The organism is Stenotrophomonas sp. 85239_Sma, assembly GCF_056481725.1.
Genome location: NZ_CM151163.1, coordinates 4,633,533 through 4,656,936, shown reverse-complemented (window position 1 = coordinate 4,656,936; position 23,404 = coordinate 4,633,533). Strand labels below are relative to the sequence as shown.

General features: G+C 67.2%; 22 protein-coding genes. 12 read left to right on the top strand and 10 right to left on the bottom strand.

The features are described 5' to 3' along the window. Window positions 1-255 precede the first annotated feature (255 nt). From rpmH to ACYKG1_RS21540, 6 genes are all read left to right on the top strand, one after another. On the top strand, window positions 256-396 hold the full coding sequence (rpmH, locus tag ACYKG1_RS21565; protein WP_005411729.1) for a 50S ribosomal protein L34: 141 nt from the start codon (window positions 256-258) through the stop codon (window positions 394-396). Window positions 397-401: 5 nt separating this feature from the next. Then, entirely contained in the window at window positions 402-896 is a 495-nt protein-coding gene (gene rnpA / locus ACYKG1_RS21560) for a ribonuclease P protein component (RefSeq protein WP_074725861.1), read from the top strand. Then, complete coding sequence (yidC, locus tag ACYKG1_RS21555) at window positions 896-2,611, top strand: membrane protein insertase YidC (protein ID WP_478471394.1); 1,716 nt, start codon at window positions 896-898, stop codon at window positions 2,609-2,611. Before rnpA ends, yidC begins: the two co-directional genes overlap by 1 nt. Window positions 2,612-2,726: 115 nt before the next feature. Continuing rightward, complete coding sequence (locus ACYKG1_RS21550; RefSeq protein WP_478471392.1) at window positions 2,727-5,399, top strand: polysaccharide deacetylase family protein; 2,673 nt, start codon at window positions 2,727-2,729, stop codon at window positions 5,397-5,399. A gap of 3 nt (window positions 5,400-5,402) precedes the next feature. Beyond that, entirely contained in the window at window positions 5,403-6,752 is a 1,350-nt protein-coding gene (gene mnmE, locus ACYKG1_RS21545) for a tRNA uridine-5-carboxymethylaminomethyl(34) synthesis GTPase MnmE (RefSeq protein WP_478471390.1), read from the top strand. 101 nt (window positions 6,753-6,853) lie between these two features. Next, entirely contained in the window at window positions 6,854-7,969 is a 1,116-nt protein-coding gene (locus tag ACYKG1_RS21540; RefSeq protein ID WP_478471388.1) for a glycerophosphodiester phosphodiesterase, read from the top strand. 91 nt (window positions 7,970-8,060) lie between these two features. Here the strand turns inward: ACYKG1_RS21540 and ACYKG1_RS21535 are convergent, their stop codons facing one another. Both ACYKG1_RS21535 and ACYKG1_RS21530 read right to left on the bottom strand, forming a co-directional pair. Next, window positions 8,061-8,831, bottom strand: coding sequence for a rhomboid family intramembrane serine protease (locus tag ACYKG1_RS21535; protein ID WP_100475115.1), 771 nt, complete (start codon window positions 8,829-8,831; stop codon window positions 8,061-8,063). Between the two features lie 107 nt (window positions 8,832-8,938). Beyond that, entirely contained in the window at window positions 8,939-9,901 is a 963-nt protein-coding gene (locus ACYKG1_RS21530; RefSeq protein ID WP_005421228.1) for a TerC family protein, read from the bottom strand. Window positions 9,902-10,285: 384 nt separating this feature from the next. Here ACYKG1_RS21530 and ACYKG1_RS21525 point away from each other — a divergent pair, with 384 nt between their 5' ends. Then, window positions 10,286-11,455 (top strand): class I SAM-dependent rRNA methyltransferase, encoded by a 1,170-nt coding sequence (locus ACYKG1_RS21525; RefSeq protein ID WP_478471386.1) that lies wholly within the window; start codon window positions 10,286-10,288, stop codon window positions 11,453-11,455. Between the two features lie 218 nt (window positions 11,456-11,673). After that, complete coding sequence (locus ACYKG1_RS21520; RefSeq protein WP_262084121.1) at window positions 11,674-12,915, top strand: dipeptidase; 1,242 nt, start codon at window positions 11,674-11,676, stop codon at window positions 12,913-12,915. A 49-nt stretch (window positions 12,916-12,964) separates the two neighbouring features. Here the strand turns inward: ACYKG1_RS21520 and ACYKG1_RS21515 are convergent, their stop codons facing one another. The 3 genes from ACYKG1_RS21515 to ACYKG1_RS21505 form a co-directional block, all read right to left on the bottom strand. Then, window positions 12,965-14,392 (bottom strand): amino acid permease, encoded by a 1,428-nt coding sequence (locus ACYKG1_RS21515; protein ID WP_100475118.1) that lies wholly within the window; start codon window positions 14,390-14,392, stop codon window positions 12,965-12,967. Window positions 14,393-14,674: 282 nt separating this feature from the next. Further along, a complete protein-coding gene (gene leuE, locus ACYKG1_RS21510; RefSeq protein WP_262084123.1) occupies window positions 14,675-15,304 on the bottom strand; it encodes a leucine efflux protein LeuE in 630 nt (209 codons plus the stop codon). Window positions 15,305-15,319: 15 nt separating this feature from the next. Further along, window positions 15,320-16,291, bottom strand: coding sequence for a LysR family transcriptional regulator (locus tag ACYKG1_RS21505; RefSeq protein WP_262084124.1), 972 nt, complete (start codon window positions 16,289-16,291; stop codon window positions 15,320-15,322). A 90-nt stretch (window positions 16,292-16,381) separates the two neighbouring features. Here ACYKG1_RS21505 and ACYKG1_RS21500 point away from each other — a divergent pair, with 90 nt between their 5' ends. After that, complete coding sequence (locus ACYKG1_RS21500) at window positions 16,382-17,389, top strand: zinc-binding alcohol dehydrogenase family protein (protein ID WP_262227369.1); 1,008 nt, start codon at window positions 16,382-16,384, stop codon at window positions 17,387-17,389. Between the two features lie 66 nt (window positions 17,390-17,455). Here the strand turns inward: ACYKG1_RS21500 and ACYKG1_RS21495 are convergent, their stop codons facing one another. Then, the gene (locus ACYKG1_RS21495; protein ID WP_478471383.1) at window positions 17,456-18,061 is read right to left on the bottom strand and encodes a glutathione S-transferase family protein; all 606 of its coding nucleotides are present in this window, start codon (window positions 18,059-18,061) and stop codon (window positions 17,456-17,458) included. A gap of 45 nt (window positions 18,062-18,106) precedes the next feature. Here ACYKG1_RS21495 and ACYKG1_RS21490 point away from each other — a divergent pair, with 45 nt between their 5' ends. From ACYKG1_RS21490 to ACYKG1_RS21480, 3 genes are all read left to right on the top strand, one after another. Next, complete coding sequence (locus ACYKG1_RS21490; RefSeq protein ID WP_049400349.1) at window positions 18,107-19,642, top strand: DNA recombination protein RmuC; 1,536 nt, start codon at window positions 18,107-18,109, stop codon at window positions 19,640-19,642. Between the two features lie 71 nt (window positions 19,643-19,713). After that, entirely contained in the window at window positions 19,714-20,112 is a 399-nt protein-coding gene (locus ACYKG1_RS21485) for a hypothetical protein (RefSeq protein WP_100475123.1), read from the top strand. 137 nt (window positions 20,113-20,249) lie between these two features. Next, complete coding sequence (locus tag ACYKG1_RS21480; protein ID WP_262084127.1) at window positions 20,250-20,795, top strand: glutathione peroxidase; 546 nt, start codon at window positions 20,250-20,252, stop codon at window positions 20,793-20,795. A gap of 99 nt (window positions 20,796-20,894) precedes the next feature. Here ACYKG1_RS21480 and ACYKG1_RS21475 read toward each other — a convergent pair whose 3' ends face one another. The 4 genes from ACYKG1_RS21475 to mlaD are packed head-to-tail and all read right to left on the bottom strand — an operon-like array spanning window position 20,895 to window position 23,397. Continuing rightward, complete coding sequence (locus ACYKG1_RS21475) at window positions 20,895-21,911, bottom strand: MlaA family lipoprotein (protein WP_478471381.1); 1,017 nt, start codon at window positions 21,909-21,911, stop codon at window positions 20,895-20,897. A gap of 1 nt (window position 21,912) precedes the next feature. After that, the gene (locus ACYKG1_RS21470; RefSeq protein WP_100475126.1) at window positions 21,913-22,224 is read right to left on the bottom strand and encodes an STAS domain-containing protein; all 312 of its coding nucleotides are present in this window, start codon (window positions 22,222-22,224) and stop codon (window positions 21,913-21,915) included. After that, window positions 22,214-22,876: an MlaC/ttg2D family ABC transporter substrate-binding protein gene (locus ACYKG1_RS21465; protein WP_100475127.1), complete on the bottom strand. Its 663-nt coding sequence runs from the start codon at window positions 22,874-22,876 to the stop codon at window positions 22,214-22,216. Before ACYKG1_RS21465 ends, ACYKG1_RS21470 begins: the two co-directional genes overlap by 11 nt. Beyond that, window positions 22,873-23,397, bottom strand: coding sequence for an outer membrane lipid asymmetry maintenance protein MlaD (mlaD, locus tag ACYKG1_RS21460; RefSeq protein WP_014039020.1), 525 nt, complete (start codon window positions 23,395-23,397; stop codon window positions 22,873-22,875). The genes ACYKG1_RS21465 and mlaD overlap by 4 nt, the downstream gene beginning before the upstream one ends. Window positions 23,398-23,404: the final 7 nt, after the last annotated feature.

The following is a 23,404-nucleotide window of genomic DNA, read 5'->3' as shown; positions in this document are numbered from 1 at the left end:
CAGCAATAATCGTCCGGTGGCCGGGGCATGGACGCGACAAGGCGCCCAAACACAGGCCGGAAAGGGGGGAAATGGATGGCTCAGACTACCACCGAGCGCCCGCCTTCGGAATGCTTGTCCCCTACTTATTCACAAAAACATCCACAGCTATTGCACAGCCCAGTGAATTCGCGTAGCTGCCAGGGGTTGACGCGGGGTAGGGTACCTCTCTAGAATTTCCGGTTCTTTCCGTCCCATTCATACGAGAGGCCCCCAATGGCCACGAAGCGCACCTACCAGCCCAGCAACCTCAAGCGTAAGCGCGACCACGGCTTCCGTGCCCGTATGAAGACCGCTGACGGCCGCAAGATCCTGTCGCGTCGCCGCGCCAAGGGCCGCAAAGTCCTGAGCGCCTGATTGCCATGCCGCACCTCGCGGCAGACGCAATCCCTTCGACAGTGAATACTGCAGACCCGCGCAAGCGATTTCCTCGCTCTGCGCGGGTTCGCACGCGTGCCGAATACTCAACGGTCTTCAACGGCGCCCGCCGTGTGTCCGATCCGCTGATGACCCTGCACTGGCTGCCGGCTGACCGGCCGGCCAGGCTGGGTCTGGCTGTTTCCCGCAAGGTTGACCCGAACGCCGTTGGGCGTAACCGGATCAAGCGCGTCCTGCGCGACATCCTGCGTCAGACACGTACCGAAATCCAGCCAGGCGACTTCGTCGTCGTGGCCCGTAGTGCTGCGCGTTCCGCCAGCAACGACGAGATCCGCCAGGCCTTCCTGCGCCTGCTGCGTCGCCTGCGTGCATTGCCCGCGCCGGGCGTGGACGGCACAATGCCGCCGCCTGATGGCATCGCAACTCCTTCTTTGACCGAGCCGGCATCGCGTCCCGGCCCCGCCGAGCCTGTCCGCTGATGAACCAGACCCGCGTATTCCTCATTTTTGCCTGGCTGATGGTGGCCGTGCTGCTGTGGATGGAGTGGAGCCGTGAAAAGGCTGCTCCGACCCCGGCACCGACGACCACGTCGGCCCCGGCTGCTGCACAGAGTGTTCCGGGTGCGACCCCGGGCAGCATCCCCAGCGCCCAGGTGCCGGGTGCCCCGGGCCAGGCCACGGTGCAGGCCCAGGCCAGCGCCACCCCGGCCAGCCAGCGCGTGACCGTCACCACCGACGTGCTGCGCCTGGTACTGGACGGCGGCCGCGTGCTCGATGCCGAGCTGCTGCAGTTCCCGCAGACCAAGGACGAAGGCAGCCCGCCGGTCCGCCTGCTGACCGAAGACCCCGCGCATCCGTACAGCGCGATCAGTGGCTGGGCCAGTGAGGACAAGAACACCCCGGTGCCCGGCGCTGACGGCTTCAAGCTGGTCGGTGACACCCGGGACTTCGTGCTGGCCAAGGGCCAGAACGAACTGCAGATCCCGTTCGTATGGACCGCCGACAACGGCGTGACCATCAAGCGCACCCTGACCGTCTCGCGCAACGAGTACGCCGTGCGCTTCAAGGACGAAGTCAGCAACACCGGCACCGCGCCGTGGAACGGCTACGTCTACCGCACCCTGGACCGCACCCCGACCATCCTGTCGCGGAGCATGACCAACCCGGATTCGTTCAGCTTCAACGGTGCCACCTGGTACGACAACGACAAGAAGTACCAGCGTCGTGCGTTCAAGGACTACCTGGAAGATGGCACGCTGAACCAGAACATCACCGGTGGCTGGCTGGCGATGCTGCAGCACCACTTCTTCACCGCCTGGATTCCGCAGAAGGACCAGACCGCGCACTACGTGCTGTCGCAGGTGGCCGGTCGTGACCTGATCGAAGCGCGAGGCCCGGCCTTCACCGTGGCCCCGGGCCAGTCCACCAGCACCGAGGCCCGCCTGTGGGTCGGCCCGAAGCTGGTCAACCTGATCGCCAAGGAAGACGTGCCGGGCCTGGACCGCGTGGTCGACTACAGCCGCTTCTCGATGATGGCGGTGATCGGCCAGGGCCTGTTCTGGGTGCTGAACCAGGTGCACAAGCTGGTCGGCAACTGGGGCTGGGCGATCGTCGGCCTGGTGGTGCTGCTGAAGCTGGTGCTGTACCCGCTGTCGGCGACCCAGTACAAGAGCGGCGCCAAGATGCGTCGCTTCCAGCCGCGCATCGCGCAGCTGAAGGAGCGCTATGGCGATGACCGCCAGAAGTTCCAGACCGCGATGATGGAGTTGTACAAGAAGGAAAAGATCAATCCGATGGGCGGCTGCCTGCCGATCCTCATCCAGATGCCGATCTTCTTCGCCCTGTACTGGGTGCTCGTGGAATCGGTCGAACTGCGCCAGGCGCCCTGGTTCGGCTGGATCCAGGACCTGACCGCCCGTGACCCGTACTTCATCCTGCCGGTGATCAACGTGGCGGTGATGTGGTTCACCCAGAAGCTGACCCCGGCACCGGGCATGGACCCGATGCAGCAGAAGATGATGCAGTTCATGCCGCTGGTGTTCGGCGTCATGATGGCCTTCATGCCGTCCGGCCTGGTCCTGTACTGGGTGGTCAACGGCGGCCTGGGCCTGCTGCAGCAGTGGTGGATGACCAAGCGCCACGGTGGCGAACCGGTCCCGGCCACCAGCGCTCCGGCCCCGGTCAAAAAGAAGTAATCGGCAGAGCCGGCCGCTGGCCGGCTGACCTCAGCGAAAGCCCGCCGCAAGGCGGGCTTTTCGCATGCGGCGTTAGAATCGCCGGCACACCGATCCTCCCATCTTCGAGTCCGCCATGCCGCGTGCGCTGTCGTTCCGCCTGTTCCTGCCCTCGCTGTTGTTGACCCTGGTCGCTGCCGGGTGTGGCGACAAGGATGCGAAGGCGCCGGCGACCACCGTCACCCAACCGAGCGCGCAGGCTGCGGCGGCCGCCGATCCGGCCGCTGCACCGATGCTGGCCGCGCTGCAGAAGCAGCTCGACGGCTACCGCCGGATCATCGTGCTGCTGGCCGACGAGGAACAGCAGTCTGCGGCCGACCGCGGCACCTCCACGCGTGTGGGCCAGCAGCTGTTCCATGATGGCCTGGAACAGCGCACAGCCATCGCCGTACAGTTCGACACCCTGCTGCGCGGTTCCAGTCCGCAGCGCTTCGCCACCCTCGGCACCGTGCTGGACTACATCGAGTCCGCGCCGGAACTGTTCGATGCCGATCGCCTGGCCTTCCGCGAAGTGCTGCGTGATCTGCATGAGCGGGTCGGCACCGATTCATCGCTGCCGGCGGTGAAGCTGCACCAGCGCATCGGTGAGGACCTGGAGGCGCTCGACGAGATCGAGCGCAACTACAACCAGGAACTGACCCGCATCTTCAGCCGCTTCGAGCGCACCCGTGCCATCGAACTGAAGCGCGAGAAGTGGGACGACTACATCGCCCACCTGCACAAGGACTACAGCCGCGAAGCGATCCTGCGCGACTATGGCGTGATCGAGCCGTACCCGATGTCGATGAAGGACAGCGACCGCGAGATCTTCGGCCGCGACCTGCCGGCCAAGACCGTGGTGCTGACCTTCGACGATGGCCCGCACAAGGCCTACACCGATGAAGTGGTGGCCATCCTCAAGCGCTACGACGTGCCGGGCGTGTTCTTCGAAGTGGGCCGCAACCTGGGCAAGGTCGAGGCCGATGGCAAGGTCAACCTTGGCCCGATGGCCAAGATCAGCCGCAACCTGATGGAAGAGGGCTATGCGGTGGGCAACCACAGCCTGACCCATGCCCAGTTGTCGCGCACCACCGGTGACGCGCTGCGCCAGCAGGTGCTGGACACCGACACGCTGCTGAAGGACGTCGACAGCAAGCGTGCGCCACTGTTCCGCTTCCCGTATGGCGCGCGCAATGCCGAAGGCCTGCAGCTGCTCAACGAAGCCGGACTGAAGTCGATCATGTGGAACATCGACTCGATGGACTGGGCCGACCCGGTGCCGGAATCGATCGTGCAGCGCGTGCTCGACCAGGTGAACAAGGAACAGCGCGGCATCATCCTGTTCCACGACATCCACGACCGTGCGGTGAAGGCGCTGCCGCAGATCCTCGATCGCCTGATCGCTGATGGCTACCAGTTCGCCGGCTGGAACGGTCGCGACTTCACCGTCGCCCGTGCGCGCAAGGGCGATACCGGTGCCGCCACCGTTACCACCGGCTACGAGAAGTCCTGGGCGATCGTGGTCGGCATCGACAACTACGCCAAGTGGCCGAAGCTGGAGTACGCCAGCCACGACGCGCAGGCGGTGGCCGATACCCTGACCGGGCAGTTCGGCTTCCCGTCCTCGCAGGTGATCGTGCTGAAGAACGAGCAGGCCACCCGCAACAACATCCTGGCCGCCTTCCACGACCGCCTGGCCGATGACCGTACCGGCAAGAACGACCGCGTGTTCGTGTTCTTCGCCGGCCATGGCGCGACCCGCCAGCTCGCCTCCGGGCGCGACCTCGGCTACATCATTCCCGTCGATTCGGATCCGAAGGAATTCGCCACCGACGCGATCGCGATGACCGACATCCAGAACATCGCCGAGAGCATGCAGGCCAAGCACGTGATGTTCGTGATGGACGCCTGCTACAGCGGACTGGGCCTGACCCGTGGTGGCCCGTCTTCGTCCTCGTTCCTGCGCGAGAACGCGCGTCGCAGCGCGCGGCAGATGCTGACCGCCGGTGGTGCCGACCAGCAGGTGGCTGATGCCGGCCCGAACGGCCACTCGGTGTTCACCTGGGTGCTGCTGCAGGCGCTGGCCGGCAAGGGTGACCTCAACGGCGACGGCCTGATCACCGGTACCGAGCTGGCCGCCTACGTGGCGCCGGCGGTGTCGGCGGTCTCGCACCAGACCCCGGCCTTCGGCAGCCTGCCGGGTTCGCAGGGCGGCGAGTTCGTGTTCCAGGTGCCGGACAGCCAGGAATTCCTCAACGCCGATACGCGCCAGCTGACCGCCGATGCGATCGCGCTGAACAACAAGGTGGATGCGGCCAGCGAGGCCAAGGGCAGCCAGGCACCGGTGACCGTGGCCGACCTGCAGGGTGGCAAGGCCAAGCTGGTGGTGCCCACCGCCGGCCCGGCATCCGACCGCCAGCGCGCGCAGCAGGCCAACGACCGTGGCCTGCAGCTGTACCGCGAGAAGCAGTACGACGAGGCGGCCGCGCAGTTCACCGAGGCGTTGAAGCTGCGCCCGGACTTCGCCCAGGCCGCGAACAACCTCGGTTTCGTCTACTACCGCCAGCAGCGCTATGCCGAAGCCGCGCGCTGGCTGGAGAACACGTTGAAAATCGATCCGTCGCGTGCGGTGGCCTATCTCAACCTGGGCGATGCCTACTTCAACGCCGGCGACAAGGCCAAGGCGAAGCAGGCCTATACCACCTACCTGGCGCTGCAGCCGCAGGGCAGCGGTGCCGCGCAGGCACGCGTGCAGCTGGAGAAACTCTGAGCCATGAACGATGCGATCCGCACCGACACCATCGTGGCCATCGCCAGTGCCCCCGGCGCCGGGGGTGTTGGTCTGCTGCGCCTGTCCGGCCCGCGTGCTGCGGCGATCGCCAATGCGCTGGGCGCGCCCGCGCTGCGGCCGCGCCATGCGCACTATGCGCGGCTGCGTGATGCCGATGGCGAGGTCATCGACGATGGCATCGTGCTGTGGTTCCCGGCACCGAACAGCTTCACCGGCGAGGAAGTGGTGGAACTGCAGGGCCACGGCAGCCCGGTGCTGCTGCAGCAACTGGTGGCACGCTGCATCGCGCTCGGTGCGCGCCAGGCGCGGCCGGGGGAGTTCAGCGAACGCGCGTTCCTCAACGGCAAGCTGGACCTGGCCCAGGCCGAGGCCATCGCCGACCTGATCGCCGCGGGCGACAACCGTGCCGCGCGCGCTGCACGGCGTTCGCTGGATGGCGTGTTCTCGCGCCGCATCGACGCTGTGGTCGAGCAGCTGGTGCTGCTGCGGATCCATGTGGAAGCGGCCATCGACTTCGCCGACGAACCGCTGGATACCCTCGGTGGCGCGCAGGTGCGGCGTGGCCTGGAACAGGCGCGCAGCGACTTGGGCCTGCTGCGCCGCGACGCCGAACGCGGCCGTCGCCTGCGCGATGGCCTGCACGCGGTGCTGATCGGCCCGCCGAATGCCGGCAAGAGCTCATTGCTCAATGCACTGGCCGGCAGCGAACGCGCCATCGTTACCGACATCGCCGGCACCACCCGCGACACGCTGCGCGAGACCATCCGCCTGGATGGCCTGGAGCTGACCCTGGTCGACACCGCCGGCCTGCGCGACGGCGGCGACGCCATCGAACGCGAAGGCATGCGCCGCGCCCATGTGGAGATCGAGCGTACCGACCTGGCGCTGATCGTGCTGGATGCGCGCGATCCGGCTACGGGTGAAGCCGCACTGGGCGATGCCGTGGCGGCGGTGCCGCACAAGGTCTACATCCACAACAAGTCGGACCTGCTGGAGGCGTTGCCGGCGCTGGACGATCCGGACCGCGTGTTCGTTTCGGCCGCCACCGGCGCCGGGCTCGAAGATCTGCACGCGCGCCTGCGTTCGATCGCATCGGCCGGGGCAGGGGAGCAGGTGGACGGCGAGTTCTCCGCGCGCACGCGGCATGTGGACGCAATCGAGCGGGCGCAGGAACACACGCAACGCGCCGATGCCGAACTGGCACACGAACACCTGGAACTGGCTGCCGAGGAACTGCGGCTGGCGCACGATGCGCTGGGTGAGATCACCGGACAGATGAGTGCCGATGACTTGCTGGGAAGGATCTTCTCCAGCTTCTGCATCGGGAAGTAGGCCGGGGTCGGAGCCCCTGCGGGGATCCGACCCCAGGTCCCCCACCTGTCACATTGCCGCCTCATACTGACGCCCATCACATACCGCTTGGGGAAGTCGCAGTGAAGTCGTGGGGTTGTGCGTTGCTGTTGTCGCTGGCCGTGGCACCATCGGTGGCCATGAGTGCTGAATCCTCCACCCCGGCCGCGCACAAGGTGTCGGTCTACGGCCATCGCGGGGCAAGCGCACTGCTGCCCGAGCACACCCTGGCCTCGTATGCGCAGGCCATCGCCGATGGCGCCGACTATATCGAGCCGGACCTGGTGATGACCAAGGACGGGGTGATGGTGGCCCGCCACGAGAACGAGATCGGCGGCACCACCGACGTTGCCTCGCATCCGGAGTTCGCCAGCCGCCGCACCAGCAAGGTCATCGATGGACAGAAGGTCGATGGCTGGTTCACCGAAGACTTCACCCTGGCCGAGCTGAAGACCCTGTATGCGCGCGAGCGCCTGCCGGAGCTGCGCAGCACCGCCTATGACGGGCAGTTCCGCATCGCCAGCCTGGACGAGATCCTGGTCTTCCTGGTGCAGCAGGCCGGGCGCGCCAACCGCGGCATCGGCCTGGTGCCGGAAATCAAGCACCCGACCTACTTCCAGTCCATCGGCCTGCCGATGGAGGACAAGCTGCTGGCCGCGCTGCGCGGCAACGCCTATACCAACGTCGGCCCGGTCACCATCCAGTCGTTCGAGACCGCCAACCTGCGCTACCTGCGCGGCAAGCTTGGGCGGGGCAGCAACATCCGCCTGCTGCAGCTGCTGTGGAAGGGCGATACACAGCCGGCCGACATCGCCAAGGCCGGTGGCACGCTGACCTATGCGCAGATGATGACCCCGGCCGGGTTGAAGGACATCGCCGGCTACGCCGATGGCATCGGCCCCGAGCTGCGCTCGATCATTCCGCTGGATGCCAAGGGCGCGCTGGGCACGCCGGCCTCGCTGGTACATGATGCGCACGCGGCGGGCCTGATGGTCATTCCGTACACCTTCCGCCCGGAGAACCACTTCCAGCCCAGCAACCTGCGCAATGGCGCTGACAACACGCGCAATGCCGAAGGCTCGATTGCCGAGATACGCGCCTACCTTGCAACGGGCATCGATGCCTTCTTCACCGATGATCCTGCGCTCGGCCGGCAGGCGGTGGACGGGATGGGCACGGCGGGGAACGCGACGAACTGACCTCGTTCGGTCGCCGAATGCCGTGCGGTAGTGGCCAACCTTGGTTGGCCCCATGGGAACAGCGCCGACCAAGGTCGGCATCTACCACGCCTCAGCCGCGCGGCTCGTCCGGGCGGCGGAACGGGATCACTACGTAGTCCTGGCCCTCGCGCGGCTGCCACAGCACCGGCACGCGCTGCGGTGACGGCGGCTCCAGCTCGTCGTCGGCCAGCGGCTCGGCCTCGTCTTCTTCGTCTTCCCAGCTGTAGCGCTGGCGCGGCGGCAGAGGATCGGCGTTGCGGAACAGCAGCGCGGCGATGATGCCGGCGAAGGCGCCGCCCATGTGCGACTGCCAGGACACGCCATCGGCGTGCGGCAGGATGGTCATCAGCATGCCGCCGTAGAACAGCATGCCGATCAGGCCGGTGGCGATCGCCGCGCGGTCGCGGCGCAGCAGGCCGAGGCTGGCCAGCAGGAACATCAGGCCATGGGTCACGCCACTGGCGCCCAGGTGCACGCTGCCCGGATTGCCCAGCATCCACGCGCCGAGGCCTGAACCCAGCCACAGCAGGGGCAGGGCGCGCACGGTGGCTTTCGGATACACGCTGCCGGCGAGGGTGCCAAGGATCAGGATGGCGATGCTGTTGGCGGCGATGTGCTCGACCGAGGCATGCAGCATCGGGCCGCCGACCAGGCCGAGCAGGCCCTTCGCTTCCAGCGGCGCGACCGCCCACGGTCGCCAGTCGAACGTGCCCTGCAGGGCGAACACGGCCACCAGCACCAGCACGGCGGCCAGGCTGGCATTGAACGCCCGCAGGATGCGCGAGCGGTCATTGCGGGGGGCCGGCACATCGCCGGCGGGCAGGGGCGCGTTGTTGTCCATACCTCAGCAATGGCGGTGGCTGGCGCGAAACCAAGGCCATCGCGGCGGGAGAGTGCAGTGCGGCCGGCGGGACAATCCCACCGGCCGCGCCATACAGCCGGTCAGGCTCAGGCCTGGCCTTCGCCTTCCTTCGGCGGGTACTTCAGGCTCAGCACCACGGTGGCGGCGATGATCACCGCGACCACGCCCAGCGAGACCGGGGTCGGGATCTTGAACAGGTCGATGATCATCATCTTGATGCCGATGAAGGCCAGCACCAGCGCCAGGCCGTACGGCAGCAGGTGGAAGCGGTCGGCCATGCCGGCCAGCAGGAAGAACATCGCACGCAGGCCCAGCACCGCGAACACGTTGGAGGTGAGCACGATGAACGGGTCGGTGGTGATCGCGAAGATTGCCGGGATGCTGTCCACGGCGAAGATCACGTCGGTGACCGCGATCAGGATCAGCACCGCGAACAGCGGGGTGAACCAGCGCACGCCATCGCGCTTCACGCTCAGCGCGTTGCCGGCATAGTCCGGCAGCAGGCGCAGGTGCTTGCGCATCCAGCGCAGGGCCGGGTTGGTCTCCAGGTCCGGTTCCTGCCCGGCGGCGAACCACATCTTCCAACCGGTGAACAGCAGGAAGGCACCGAACACGTAGAGCAGCCAATGGAACTGGCTGATCAGCACGCTACCGGCGAAGATCATGATCGTACGCAGCACGATCGCGCCCAGGATGCCGATGATCAGCACCTTCTGGCGCTGCTCTTCCGGCACCGCGAAGTAGCTCATGATCATCAGGAAGACAAAGATATTGTCGACCGCCAGCGCCTTCTCGACCAGGTAGCCGGTCAGGAACTCGAGGCCGACCTTGTTGGCCACGACCTGGCCGGCAGTCTCATTCAGGTAGTACCAGAGGCCGGCGTTGAACAGCAGGGCCAGCGCGACCCAGCCGATCGACCACCACAGGGCCTCCTTGAAGGTGACCTTGTGCGGCCCACCATGGCGCATCAACACGAGGTCGACCAGCAGGGCGATGACCACCACCGCTGCGAAGCCGCCCCACAACCACACGTTACCGATCGTCTGCATTGGGAATGTCCGTTGGAAAGATGAATGCCAGGCCGGACGGCGAGGATCTGCAACGGAGGATCGGGAGGGGATCCAGGGACAGAGCTTCGCCGGTACGGCGAAGGTCTCGCTCGCAGTTCCAGTCGGCTGGAACTGCCGTTGCACCGGAGCCTGCGGGCTCGAAATGACGGCGACAACGTCTGGGAGCTACTCCCCTTCTGGCGCAGATTCTGCGGCCTGGCCGGGCTGCCGTCAAATGGCAGGTGGCCGGGGCCGGATCCCCTGCGGGGCTCCGCGCGCCCTCCCGCGCTGCCGCTCTGGTAGATGCCAACCTTGGTTGGCATACCGGCCGGGGTCAGAGCCCCTGCGGGGATCTGATCCCGGCGCCCGGTTTACAATAGGTGGATGAATACCCCCCTTCCCATTGTCCGCCTCAAGAATGCGTGGCGCTCCAGCCACCCGTGGATCTTCCAGAAACTGGTCGAGAAGCCGACCGTCCGGCCCAAGCCCGGTTCCATCGTCGACGTGGTCGGCATCGATGGCGAGTTCATTGGCCGCGGGTTCTATAACGGGCATTCGCGCATTGCCGTGCGCATCCTTGAGACTGACCAGAACGTGCCGGTGGACGCCGGCTGGTTCTCGCGCAAGATCGCCCAGGCGGTGTCGCTGCGCCGTGAGGTGCTGAAGCTCGATGCGGTGTCCGACGCCTGGCGCGTGGTGCACAGCGAAGGCGATGGCCTGTCCGGCCTGGTGGTCGACCGCTACGGCGACCTGGTGGTGGTCGAGTTCTTCGCCGCCGGCATGTTCCGCCACCGCGAGTGGATCTACGACGCCCTGCGCGAGCAGTTCCCGGGCTGCCGCTTCCACAGCTTCGCCGACGAGCACGTGCAGAAGCAGGAAAGCTTCGACTTCCACGGCAACACCACCACTGAAGCGTCGGTGATCACCGAGTACGGCATCAAGTTCCGTGCCGACCCGGCCGGTGCGCACAAGACCGGCTTCTTCGCCGACCAGCGCGAGAACCGCCAGTGGTTGAGCCAGCAGGTGGAAGGCAAGAGCGTGCTGGACCTGTGCTGCAACACCGGCGGTTTCGCCGTGTATGCGGCGGCGCGTGGCGCCTCGGAAGTGGTCGGCATCGACATCGATGAAGACGTCATCCAGATTGCCAAGGGCAATTCGCGCCTGAACAACGTGCGCCCGAAGTTCGTCCAGTCCGACATCTTCCCGTGGCTGCGCGATGCGGCCAACCGTGGCGAGCAGTACGACGTGGTGATCCTGGACCCGGCGAAGATGACCCGCGACCGCGACCAGGTGATCACTGCGCTGAAGAAGTACCTGGACATGAACAAGCTGGCGCTGGGCGTGGTGAAGCCGGGCGGCCTGTTCGCCACGTTCTCCTGCACCGGCCTGGTGGCCGAGGACCAGTTCCTCGACATGCTGCGTCGTGCGGCGTACTTCTCCGGCCGGACGATCCAGATCCTGAAGGTAGCCGGCGCCGGCCCGGACCATCCGTTCATGGCCCACGTGCAGGAATCGCGTTACCTGAAGGCCGTGTACTGCCGCGTGGTCGACTGACCCTGTAGCTCTAAAGCCGAGCCGCGCCACCTGATCAATGGGGCGCCATTCTTACGGGCGCATCGCAATGCGCGGGAAGCTGGGCACCGGGCAGTGAACATGATTCACGCCCGGCGGATCTGCGTGGAAGCCTCGCGATTCGCCGGGCGCGGCCCGGCGCTACCCAATGCGTGGCCGCAGCGCTATGGTCGGGCTCTTCCCAATGCCGGTGAGAGCCCATGCCTTCGTTGCGTCGCCTGTCCGTCGTGCTTGCCCTGGCGCTGTGCGCGCCGCTGTCCGCCCACGCCATCGAGTTCAGCGCGCAGGAGCTGGCCCGTGCCAAGGCGCTGCAGCAGCGCCTGGTCACCCTCGACAGCCATCTGGATACACCGGCCAACTTCGGTCGCAGCGGTTTCGACATCGAACAGCGCCACGACCGCAATGCGCTTTCGCAGGTGGACTACCCACGCATGGTCGAAGGCGCGCTGGACGGTGGCTTCTGGGCGATCTACACCGACCAGGGCGACCGCAGCGCAGCGGCCCACCAGGCCGAGCGTGACCACGGCCTGCAGCGATTGATGGAAATCCGCGAGATGCTGGCGGCCAATCCCGAGCGCTTCGCGCTGGCGCTGACCGCCGACGATGCGGCGCGGATCAAGGCTGCCGGCAAGCGCGTGGTCTACATCAGCATGGAAAACGCCAGCCCGCTGGTAGCCGATCCCAGCCTGCTGTCGTTCTATCACCGCGCCGGCCTGCGCCTGCTCAGCACCGTGCACTTCGCCAACAACGAGTTTGCCGATTCGGCCACCGATCCCAAGGGCGCCGAGTGGAAGGGGCTGAGCCCGGCGGGCAAGGAACTGGTGCGGCAGGCGGTGAAGCTGGGCATCGTGATCGACCAGTCGCATGCATCGGACGCGGTGTTCGACGATCTGCTGGCGATGATGCCGGTGCCGTTCGTGTTGTCGCACAGCTCGGCCAAAGCGGTCTACGACCACCCTCGCAATCTCGACGATGCGCGCCTGCGCACGCTGGCCAAGGCCGGTGGCGTGATCCAGGTGAACGCCTATGGCGGCTACCTGATCGACACCGCGAAGACGCCCGAGCGCAAACAGGCGGAGGAAGCGCTGAGCAAGCAGCTGGGTGGCTGGGAGGGCATGGGCATCGAACAGGGCGTTGCCCTGCTGAAGGCCGAGCAGGCGCTGGACCACGAGCATCCGGTGCGGCATGCCAGCCTGGACGACTTCTTCGCCCACTTCGAGCACATCCTCAAGGTGGTCGGCCCCGAACACGTGGGCATCGGCCTGGACTGGGATGGTGGTGGTGGCTTGACTGACCTGCCCGATGTCAGCCAGCTGCCGAAGATTACCGCCTGGCTGCTGCGCAAGGGCTATACCGAGAAGCAGATTGCCGCCATCTGGGGCGGCAACCTGCTGCGGGTGATGCGCCAGGCGCAGGATTACGCAGCAAAACAGGGCGGGTGAAACGCCTTGCGGTAGTGCCGGCCAGCGGCCGGCACTACCGGTGAAGCGCTTATTTCGCGATCAATGCGTGGCGGCGGCTGTACAGGAAGTACAGCACCAGGCCAACTACGTTCCACACCAGGAAATACAACTGGGTGGTGTGCGGCAGGCTCAGGAACAGGTAGATGCAGCCCAGTGCGGCCAGCGGGCCAACCACGAAGGCCAGCGGCGTGCGGAAGGTACGCTCGCGGTTGGGCTCGCGCAGGCGCAGCACCACCAGGCAGACACCCACTGCAGTGAACGCGGCCAGGGTGCCCGCGTTGGCCAGTGCGGCGATCTCGTCCAGGCGTGCCACGCCGGCCAGGGCCGACACCACCACGGCGGTGAACAGCGTGGTCGCCACCGGCGTGCCGGTACGTGCGTTGACCTTGGACAGGCCACGCGGCAGCAGGCCGTCGCGGCTCATCACGAAGAAGATGCGGCTCTGGCCATACAGGAAGGCCAGCAGCACGGTCGGCAGCGCGATGATCGCGATCACGCCGATCACCATCGCCGCGGTCGGATGGCCGAGCTGGCGCATGATCAGCGCCAGCGGCTCGGCGCTGTGGCCGAACACCGCGTAGCTCATCGCACCAACGGCCGCGAGCGCGACCAGCACGTAGACGATGGTGCAGCCGATCATCGAACCGATGATGCCGATCGACAGGTCGCGGCCCGGGTTCTTGGTCTCTTCGGCCGCGGTGGAGATCGCATCGAAGCCATAGAAGGCGAAGAAGATGATCGCCGCCGCCGCCATTACGCCGTGCTCGACGCCATCAGGGCCCATCGACTTGGCAAAGCCATACGGCATGAACGGCTGCAGGTTGGCGCTGTCGAAGGCGGGCAGGGCCACGGCCACGAAGATGGCCAGCGCGATCAGCTTGAACACCACCAGGATGGCATTGAGGGTGGCGCTTTCCTTGGTGCCGGCCATCAGCATGCCGGCCACCAGCCAGGTGATGACGATCGCCGGCAGGTTGATCATGCCGCCTTCCACGTGCGGGCCCGCTGCCAGCCAGGCCGGCAGGTGCACGTTCCAGCCGAACTGGGTGTGGACCCATTCGAGGAAGCCGACGAAGTAGCCGGACCAGCCCACCGCCACCGTACTCACCACCAGCGAGTACTCCAGGATCAGGCTCCAGCCCACCACCCAGGCGAACACCTCGCCCAGCGCGCTGTAGCTGTAGGTGTAGGCACTGCCGGCGGCCGGCATCATCGTCGACAGCTCGGCATAGGACAGCGCCGCGCAGGCGCAGACCGCTCCGGCGATGGCGAAGGAGATCAGCACCGCCGGTCCGGCCAGGTTGGCTCCGACGCCGATCAGCGTGTAGATGCCGGTGCCGACAATGGCACCGATGCCCAGCGCGATCAGGTGCGGCCAGCTGAGCGTCGGGATCAGACGCCTGCCGGCTTCGTGGACGGTGACGGAATCTAGGGACTTGCGCCGGAACAGGGACATGCAGGCCTCGGAAGGGGTGACTGAGAACGACAAGTTCCCGAGTGTGACCGAACGCAGCGCAGCATTACCACTGACGGGGGTCATGCGCGGGTCAAATGCGTCACCAATGCGCTTGCACGCCGAGCCCGCTGCCGGAATCGGCACAAATACCAGCACGATTCGAAATTACTCGAGGAACCCCCAGGCGTCTGGAGCACCATCCTGTAGTTCACGCCGCTTCCTTGCCGGGCCAGCGGCAGCCATCTTCCTGCCGGGCCTCCGGGCTGGCCGACGGTCAGGATGTCACCCGTTCAGCCCCAAGCGGATGCCGAACCCCACCAGGAACAGCCCGGCCACGCGGCGCAGCGCGTCACTGATCCGCGGGTGCTGGATCAGCCGGCGGCGGGCCAGGTTGCCTACGCCGATCAGCATCGAGCAGTAGGCGATGCTGACCACCAGGATGATGCCGGCCAGCGCGGCGAAGGTGGCGATGCCCTGGTGTGCCTTGGGATCGATGAACAATGGCAGGAAGGCCATGTAGAACAAAATCGCCTTCGGGTTGAGCAGGCTGACCAGGATCGCCTGCTGGAAGTAGCGGCCCGGCTGCATGCGGATCGGGCCGGCGTCGCTACCCTCGTGCTTGGGCGTGCGCAGCAGGCTGATGCCCACCCACACCAGGTAGGCCGCGCCGAGGTACTGCACCGCGTGGAATACCAGTGGGTTGGCCTTGAGCAGCGCAGCCACGCCGGCCAAGGCGAGCCACATCAGGATCTGGTCGCCGACCAGCAGGCCGGCCAGCGCGGTGTAGCCGCCACGCACGCCGCCGCGGCCGGTGGCGGTCAGCAGGGTGAAGGTGCCGGGGCCCGGCAGGGCGAGGAACACCAGCACGGCGACCAGAAACGTCCACAGGTCCTGGATGCCCATCCACGGCATGGCGGTGTTCTCTTGTCACGGGGGGCCGCCATTGTCGGCCAGCGCCGCAGTTGGCGACAGGGGGCGGGCAACGCCATCAGGCATGCCAGACAGCAGCGGTTGCAGGTGCTGGCGCAGCTGCGCGTGCAGTTGCCGCACGGCCGGCGAGAACTGCTTGCGGTGCGGGCACACCAGCTGCAACGGAATGCTGCTGCCAACACCGTCGAGCAGCAGCTGCAGGCGCCCGGCCTGCACGTCCTCGCGCAGGTCCAGCCAGGACTTGTAGGTGATGCCTTCGCCGGCCACCGCCCAGCGCCGCACCACGTCGGCATCGTCGCAGACCAGCGGGCCGCGCACCGGAATCACGCTGCGGCGCCCGTCGACCTCGAACGACCAGCGATCGTAGGCGCGGCCATTGAGTTGATAGACCAGGCAGTCGTGCTCGCGCAGATCCTCCAGGCGCGTGGGAGTGCCACGCCGGCGCAGATAGCCGGGCGAGGCGGCCAGCACGCGCCGGTTGCCTTCCAGCAGCGGCAGGGCGACGTAGTTGGCGTCGTCGAAGTGGCCGATGCGGATGGCCACGTCGACCGGGTCGCGGAACACGTCGGCGACCTCGTCGGACAGGCGCAGGTGCAGGCGCAGCCGTGGATGCGCCGCGCGGAACGCGCTCAGCCACGGCAGCAGCAGGTTGCGGCCGAAGTCCGACGGCGCCGACAGCTGCAGGGTGCCGTGCAGTTCGGCGTCATCGCCCTGCACGCGGGCCTGGCCCTCGCGCAGGGTCGCCAGTACCTCCTGTGCATACGGCAGGTACAGCGCACCCTCACCGGTCAGGCGCAGGCTGCGGGTGGTGCGCACGAACAGGCGCAGGTCCAGCTCGCGTTCCAGCCGCGCCACCGCTGCGGCAACCTGGCCGGGCAGCAGATCGGCCTCGCGGGCCGCCTGCGAGAAGCTGCCCAGCGCGGCAGTGCGGACGAACAGCTGCAGGTCGTCGAAACGGATCATTTTCATTGCTGGAGTGAAAGTGCTGACCGATTCTGCGCCTTTTTGCCGGATCGTGCGCGGCGCAACCTGTCGTCTCCTTCCCCCTGGACCGCTGCCATGCGCGCCATTGCCTACACCCACGCCGGCCTGCCGATCGATGATCCCCAGGCCTTGATCGATATCGACCTGGATCTGCCACAACCCGGCCCGCGCGACCTGCGGGTGGCGGTACGCGCGGTGGCGGTGAACCCGGTCGACACCAAGGTCCGCCGTGGCGTGGCCACCGACGGCCCGCGCGTGCTGGGCTGGGATGCGGTCGGCATCGTCGATGCGGTGGGCAGCGAGGTGACCCTGTTCCAGCCTGGCGACGCGGTCTACTACGCTGGCGTCATCGATCGCCCGGGCAGCAATGCCGAGTACCAGCTGGTGGATGAGCGCAGCGTGGGCCGCAAGCCGGCCCGCCTTGACGATGCCGCCGCCGCCGCGCTGCCGCTGACCGCGATCACCGCCTGGGAGCTGCTGTTCGACCGCCTGCGCATTGCCGAGGGCGGTGGTGAAGGCCAGACCCTGCTGGTGATCGGTGCTGCCGGCGGCGTTGGTTCGATCCTGGTACAGCTGGCGCGGAAGTTGACCAAGCTGACCGTGATCGGCACCGCCTCGCGTCCGGATACCCAGGACTGGGTGTATGCGATGGGCGCGCACCATGTGATCGACCACAGCCTGCCGTTGGCCGAGGGCCTGGCGCGGCTCGGCATCAGCGAGGTGCAGCACGTGGCCAGCCTGACCCATTCCGACCAGCACTACGCGCAGATCGTGGAACTGCTGGCGCCGCAGGGCCAGCTGGGGCTGATCGACGATCCTGGCCAGGTGGACGTGATGGCGCTCAAGCGCAAGGCGTTGTCCCTGCACTGGGAGTCGATGTTCACCCGGCCGCTGTACCGCACCGCCGACATGCAGCGCCAGCACGACCTGTTGAACCGCGTGGCCGAGCTGATCGACACGGGCGTGCTGCAGACCACGCTGGGCGAGCACTTCGGCCGCATCGACGCCGCCAACCTGCGGCGTGCCCATGCGCTGCTGGAAAGCCATCGCGCCAAGGGCAAGATCGTGCTGGAAGGCTGGTAACACCGGCTGTTCCCGTGCCCTTGGGGTCAGATCCCTTTTCCCCGGGAAAGGGATCTGACCCCTGCCTCAGGCCACGCCGTTGTCGACGTGCTCGGCGAAACCCGGCTGCTGCCGCAGGCCTTCGAACCACGCCGCGAGGTGTGGCAGCACGGGCTTGTTGCCAGGCGTGCTGCGCCAGCGTTGGGTCGACAGCCCGAGCACGATATCGGCCAGGGTGAAGGCGTTGCCTGCCACGTAGCCGTCGGTCGTGGCCAGCCGCGCATCAAGGACAGCCATCAGCCGATTCCACTGCGCCAGGCTGGCTTCGGCGCGGGCATCGTCGGGGTAGTCCGGGTGCTGGCGCACGCGCGCCATGAACACGTGGCGCCACGCGCTGTTGAGGTCGCTTGCCTGCCAGTCCATCCACTGCTCCACCCGGGCCCGGTCCTGGGCTTGACCGGGCAACAGGTCGTCGCGGCCGGCGCGCGCTGCCAGGTAGCGACAGATGCTGTTGGACTCCCACAGCACGAAGTCCCCATCACGCAGCACCGGCACCTGACGGTTCGGGTTCAGTGTGGCCAGCAGGCCCGCCGGCGGTTCTGGTTCGTGGTGAAGTGACAGGTCGAGCCCGGCGCACAGCCACAGCACCTTGCGTACGTTGATGGAGGTGGGCTTTCCGTACAGAGCGAGCATGTTCCTGACGCAGCAGCTGAGACTCGGCCAGCCTACACTTCCCCCATGCAAACCGAATATCTGCTCATTGGCGGCCTTCTATTGGCCGTGCTCATCCTGCAGCTGGTCGCCCTGCTGCGCCGCCCGCCGCATGACCGCCTGGAACAGGCGGTGCGCGAGGAGGCGCGGGCCGGGCGCAGCGAGCTGCGCGAACAGCTCGATGGCTTCGCCCGCGCGCTGACCGATCTGTCCACCCGCACCGACCAGCGCCTGGACCTGCTGCGCGAAGCGCTGGGCGAAGATGCCCGAAAGGCGCGCGCCGAAGCGGCCGAGAGCCAGCAGCGGGGCGCGGCGTTGATGGGACAGCGGCTGCAGGAACTGCGCGGCCAGCTGGAGACCTTCGGCCAGCAGCAGGAAGCCCGCATCCATGCCTTTGGCCAGCAGCTGCAGGAGCTCACCGGGCGTACCGATACCCAGCTCGGCGCGCTGCGGCAGACCCTGGTGGACGATGCACGCAAGGGCCGCGAGGAGGGCGCGCAGTCGCAGCAGCGCCTGACCGAAAGCCTGGGCCTGCGCCTGCAGGAACTGACCCAACGCAACGAGCAGCGCATCGCCGAGATGCGCACGACGCTGGAAGAACAGCTGCGCGCGCTGCAGAGCGACAATGCGCAGAAGCTGGAACAGATGCGCGTGACGGTGGATGAGAAGTTGCAGTCGACGCTGGAAACACGCCTGGGCCAGTCCTTCAAACTGGTCTCGGAGCGCCTGGAACAGGTGCAGCGCGGCCTTGGCGAGATGCAGCAGCTGGCCACCGGCGTGGGCGACCTCAAGCGCGTGCTGACCAACGTCAAGACGCGCGGCAGCTGGGGTGAAGTACAGCTGGAGAACATCCTCGAGCAGACCCTGATCCAGGAGCAGTATGCGCGCGGGGTGAAGGTACGCCCGGATAGTGGCGAGATGGTCGATATCGCCGTGCGCCTGCCGGGCCGCAGCAGCGATGACACGCCGGTGTGGCTGCCGATCGACTCCAAGTTCCCTCGCGAAGACTACGAGCGCCTGCTGGACGCACAGGAGCAGGGCGACGCCGAACTGGTACGCGTGCAGGGTGCGCAGCTGGAGCGTGCGGTGAAGGTCCAGGCCAAGTCGATCTGCGAGAAGTACATCGTGCCGCCGCACACCACCGACTTCGCAGTGATGTTCCTGCCCACCGAAGGCCTGTATGCCGAGGTGATCCGGCGCCCCGGCCTGGTCGATCTGCTGCAGCGTGACCACCGCGTGGTGGTCGCCGGGCCGACCACGATCACCGCGCTGCTCAACAGCCTGCAGATGGGTTTCCGCACACTGGCCATCGAGAAGCGCTCCAGCGAGGTATGGAGCCTGCTGGGTGCGGTGAAGACCGAATTCGGCAAGTTCGGCGATGTGCTGGACAACGTGAAGGCCAAGCTGGACCAGGCCAGCAAGCAGATCGACCAGACCGGGGTGCGCACCCGCGCGATCGCCCGCAAGCTGAGGGATGTCGAGTCGCTGCCGGTTGAGCAGAGCCGCCAGTTGCTGCCGGACGCGCTGCCAGCAGAGGAAGGCAGTGACGGCGACGAGGCCTGAGCCACGCTGACACGCCGCCTGCATCGCCGATGCGTATGCTGGCGGCCTGTCCGCTTCGATCAGGTATCGTCATGCGCCTGCGCCGCTTCACCAGCCTTGTCCTGACCGCGCTGCTTGCCGCCTGCAGCAGCGCACCACCGGCCGCCGATACGGCGGCGGCACCTGCCGCAGCCACCAGCCCCGAAGCGGCCGAAGCGTACCGCGAAGCGCGCGACGTCGACTGCCAGGCAGCCGGCGGCACCCTGCAGCGGCTTGGCCGGCTGCAGCGCGAGCAGTGCGTGATTCCCTATGCCGACGCCGGCAAGGCCTGCAGCCGCAGGAGTGACTGCACCGGCCAGTGCCTGGCCACGGGCGAAGTGGCCGTCGGCAGTGCCGCCACCGGTACCTGCCAGCGCGATGTGCGCCAGAACTTCGGTTGCCGCCAGCGCATCGACGACGGCAAGGCGCAGGGCACGATCTGCGTGGATTGATCGTAGTGCCGGCCGCTGGCCGGCATCCTCATGAACCCTTGCGAACGATCGCACCTTTGCCGGCCAGCGGCCGGCACTACCGGCATCGCGCGGCGCTATGCTGGTGGGCCATTCCCCGCTGTTGCCGGAGCCCCCGCGTGAGCACCCCGATCCAGGACATTTCCCTCACCACCATCGACGGCCAGCCGTCCTCGCTTGCCGACTACCAGGGCAAGGTGCTGCTGCTGGTCAACGTCGCTTCCAAGTGTGGCCTGACCCCGCAGTACGAAGGCCTGCAGGCGCTGTATGCGGAAAAGCACGCGCAGGGCCTGGAAGTACTGGGCTTCCCCGCCAACAACTTCCTCGGCCAGGAGCCGGGCAGCGAGGCCGAGATCCAGCAGTTCTGCCAGCTTACCTACGACGTCAGCTTCCCGATGTTCTCCAAGATCAGCGTGGCCGGTGACGACACCCATCCGCTGTACCAGCAGCTGACCGCCGCCCAGCCGCAGTCGATCGGCGAAGGCCCGCTGCGTGAGCGCCTGGCCAGCAAGGAGATCCCGATCCATCCGGCACCGGCGGTGCTGTGGAACTTCGAGAAGTTCCTGGTCGGCCGCGACGGCCAGGTCATCGCGCGCTTTGCCCCGGACGTGGCTGCCGATGACGCGCGCCTGCGTGAAGCCATCGAGGCCGCGCTGGCTGCCTGAGGAGCGCGTGCCCACCAAGGTGGTACCTACCGGAAAAGCACCTTGCTGAAAAAGAAAAACCCCGCCGAGGCGGGGTTTTTCATGCATTGATGCGCTGGCTCAGTGGGTCCACTGCGGCATCGGCATCGCATCGACCGGGATCGGCGAGTTGGCATCATCGTGGCCGCGGTCGCGCTTGCTGCGCAGATCGTTCTCGATCTGGTAGTTGCGCCGCTGCATCCAGGCATCGCGTACCAGCGAGTATTCGTCCACGGCGGTGTCACGCAGATCGTCGATCGCCAGCAGCTGCGCACGGGTGTCGACCAGCTGCAGGCCCTGCAGGCCGATGCGGATCTTGTCCTCTTCGATGCGGCGAATCGGCGACAACGGGATGTCACCGGCCAGGCCGAACACATCGCGCACGGTACGCGGACCGAAGAACGGCAGTTCCACGTAGCGCGAACGCCGCCAGCCCCAGGCGCCGAGGGTCTGGCCGAAGTCCTCATTGCGACGCGGCACCATCGCCTTGCTGGCCGGATCGAACAGGCCACCGATGCCCAGCGTGCTGTTCATCAGGAAGCGGCCGAGGGTGTCCCACGCGTCGGCTCCGCGGCCCTGCAGCAGCTGGTTGGTGATGGTCACCGGCGCGCGCAGGTTGCTGAAGAAGTTGCTGACGCCGGTACGCGCGAAGCGCGGCACCACATGGGTATAGGCGGTGGCCAGCGGGCGGGCCACCCCGCGGTCGACCGCATTGTTGAACGCGTGGACCTTGCGGTTGAACGGTTCCCACGGATCGTAGGCGGCAGCACTGCCGGTGTTGCCGGTGCCGCCATACAGGGCGTCGAAATCATCGTCGCCATCGGCGGCGGTGGACGCTGCGGTCTTCGGGGTGCCGTCCTCTGCACCCTGTGCCGCAGCCGTCGGCGACGACGCGGCGGGTGCCGGAGGGGTGGCCACGGGAGCGACCGGAGCAGCGTCGACCACGCCGGTATCGGCCGTTGCGGCGGGTGCTTCGGCAGCCGGGCTGGGCGCGACCATGGTGCTGGCGACCGGAGCATCGCTGCGCGCGGGCTTGCCGGCACAGGCGGTCAGGGCGGTGGCCAGGAGGATCAGGGGGAAAGTGCGTACGACGTTCATGTCAGCTCGCAGCAGAAGTAGCGTTGAAATCCAGGTCGGGCGACAGCCGGTAGGCTGCGCTCAGCTCGTTGTAACCGGCTGGCGCGCCGGAAATGGCCAGCGTATGGCCGGCCTTGCGTGCACGGGCCGCCAGTTCGGCCAGCAGGGCCAGGCCGGCGCTGTCCACGCGCTCGACTTCGCCCAGCTCCAGCCGCGCCAGCTTGGCCGGCAGGGCCTGCAGTTGCGGCCACAGCGCGATCACCGCGGCACGGTCGAGCACCCCGCGCAGGCGCAGGGCGTCGCCTTCCAGCAGCGCCAGGGCGTTACTTGCCATTGCCCGCGGGCCCGGCCTGCATGCTGCCGCTGTGCAGTTCACTGGCCACCTGCTTGATGCCCTTCTGGCGCAGCGGGGTATCGAACTGGTTGCGGAAGGTCTGCACGTAGGAGATGCCTTCGATGTTGACGTCGAAGATCTTCCACTGGCCGTTCACGTTGCGCATCCAGTACTCGACCGGGGTTGGTTCGCTGCCGGCCCGCACCAGTTCGGTGCTCACGCGCACGCCGCGGTTGCCTGGCAGCGGGCTCTCACCCTTCAGGCGGAAGCTCGGCTTGCCCTGGATGTTGAGCAGGGTCGAACCGTAGCGCTGCATCAGGCTGTCGGCCATGGCATCGGCGAACAGCTTGATGTCGGCATCCGAGGCGCCGCGGGCGTGCGTGCCCAGCACCAGGCGCGCGGCGTAGTCGCGATCGAAGGTGCGGTTCAGTTCGCTGTCGATGTAGCTGCGCAGGCTGGCCGGGTTGCTGCTGAACTCGCTGCGGCGCTGCTGCAGGGTGGTGAGGATGCGCGTGCTGGCATCGATCACCACCTTGCCGGCCTGGCCCTGCGTCGCGGCTGCGGCGGGGGCGGCGGCCTGGGCCTGGGCGAGGAACGGCGTGGCCAGCAGCAGCGTCGAGGCGAGCAGGGCCGGGATCAGTTTCATCTTCATGGTTGCGGTTCCGTTGCAGGCGCCTGTGCGCCATCGTTGGGCTTCTGGCCTGCGCCACCACCGGCGCCGCCACTGAACATGTACTTGCCGACCAGCTGGATCAGGTCGACTGCTGGCTGGGTGAAGACGATCTCGTCACCGGCCTTGAGCACGTCCGGGTCACCGCCCGGCTGCAGACCGATATAGCTCTCGCCCAGCAAACCACTGGTGAAGATACCGGCCGAGGTGTCCGCCGGCAGGTCCTTGACCTTGCTGTCCATGCGCAGGGTCACGATGGATTCGAACTTCACCGGATCCAGGTCGATCGAGGCGACCTGGCCGACAGTGACGCCACCGATCTTCACCGGCGCCTGCTTGCGCAGCTGGCCGACCTGGGAGAAGCGCGCCTTCAGCTCGTAGCCCTGGCTGCCCCAGCTCCAGCGCTGGTTGGTCGAGGCCACGGCCAGCACCATCAGCGAGGCCAGGGCCAGCAGCAGGAAGGCGCCGACGGAGAATTCGAGTCTGGGACCGCGGATGGCCATGTGGATT